This is a genomic window from Wolbachia endosymbiont of Drosophila baimaii, from assembly GCF_028982185.1.
Classification (GTDB): domain Bacteria; phylum Pseudomonadota; class Alphaproteobacteria; order Rickettsiales; family Anaplasmataceae; genus Wolbachia; species Wolbachia pipientis.
This window is the reverse complement of sequence record NZ_JAPQLE010000061.1, coordinates 1-1,468: the sequence shown is the minus strand read 5'-3', so window position 1 is coordinate 1,468 and position 1,468 is coordinate 1. Positions and strand designations below refer to the sequence as shown.

Below are 1,468 nucleotides of genomic sequence, written 5' to 3'. Positions count from 1 at the left end.
GTAAATTTGTTACCTCTCTTACCCACTCCATAATTAAACAACTCTGCAATGTCTCCTATTTGTCCTCCTAATAATGAGAATTGGTATTACTCAATTCTTTTGCAAGCAATGCTGCTTGATTATATTTACGTTTAAACAAGCGCATTTTATGTAACGGTATAGGGATTATGATCTCTGCGTTCTGAAATGTATCCTGATTAGCTTGGTGTATCCACTTTGCATAGATTTTTACGTAATTCAAATTATCAAAAAATTTGAAATTTATAATCATGTTTCTACTATGTTGATCATAAGCAAAAACTGATCTTAATACTTTAAACGGTGGAGGATTGATGATGCACTTACCACACGTATAAATATTGTCTAAGATTACTACGCCACAAACATTGCAGTAATGCTTAGTTAGAAAATTGATTTTTTTGTTACATTCACTACACAGATTAAGATTTTCATCAATGATACACTCGCAACTTACGCATACGTTTGGAAATATGAGATTTGTAGCTTTGTTTAGTAAGAGAAGGTTCACAATTCATTAAATATATTATAAAATTTATATAGTATAGCTAAAGTAACTTGTGCTTACACTCTTTCACTTTTTATTTCATCTCAATATAGTTCAAACTAAGCCACTGCTGAAAAAGCAGAACTTATAACTCAGTAGATAAACGCTGATATTTTTCTGGCTCCTGTATTTCACTCAACTTACTTTGCACTTTATCACAAGCCCACACAAGTGGCGTTATAATTAACGCGGCAGCCCAAATGATAGCAGCGCAAGCATAACTTACAATCTTATTAAATACTCTAGCTACTGCACTAGCACAATCTTGCCTAGCACTTAAAAATGCATTTGAATGATCAACTAATGACTTTGTACTTGCTTTTAAACAATAGTCCCCTGTTATTTTTGACAATAACTTGGTTGGAAAGTATGACAAATATGCCACCATCAAAAATAAAGGTTGCAATATTATGCTAGCTGCTAGAAAAGCACCCCGTTTACAAAGTGGAAACACTTCCTCTGCTCTGTAACCCACGTATTCACAATTATCATTGTTTTTATAATACTTGTTATAATCGTCTTTACTCTCAACTCCACAAATTACATCTTTTACAGGTCCTAATACATTATCAACATAATGCACAGATTTATAGAAACTATCTTCTGGAACTAGTGTGTAATTTTTTGCTCTCTTAGCAGGTACGATTCCATATTCAACGTACCTTCTATAGCTCTTTTCATAGAAGTCCGGATGTGATAAGATAAGGATAGACGATGATAAGGAGGTTGAGTGCCAGCAGCATATAGTTATGACTTAAGGAAAAAAGCAATGGAAGCGCTAGACGAAGGAGAAAGCAGAGAAACAGTGGCAGCAAGATTTAAAATTGGACGAACTACTTTATGGGAGTGGCAGCAAAGAAGAAAAGAAACAGGAGACTTTCAATCAAAAAAACTTGGAAATGG

Annotated in this window: 2 protein-coding genes and 1 pseudogene; 1 reads left to right on the top strand and 2 read right to left on the bottom strand. The window is 33.9% G+C overall.

Annotation, left to right across the window (positions count from 1 at the left end; translation table 11 throughout):
* Positions 1-76: 76 nt before the first annotated feature.
* Together OZD66_RS06005 and OZD66_RS01870 are read right to left on the bottom strand one after the other, a co-directional pair.
* Positions 77-529 (bottom strand): annotated as a pseudogene (locus OZD66_RS06005) (ComF family protein); the annotation flags it as partial.
* Between the two features lie 121 nt (positions 530-650).
* A complete protein-coding gene (locus OZD66_RS01870) occupies positions 651-1,148 on the bottom strand; it encodes a hypothetical protein (RefSeq protein ID WP_259348535.1) in 498 nt (165 codons plus the stop codon).
* A gap of 147 nt (positions 1,149-1,295) precedes the next feature.
* On the opposite strand from OZD66_RS01870, the gene OZD66_RS01865 reads away from it, so the two are divergent.
* Positions 1,296-1,468, top strand: a 173-nt coding sequence (locus OZD66_RS01865) for an IS630 transposase-related protein (protein WP_275022056.1), incomplete at its 3' end; no start/stop codon positions are given.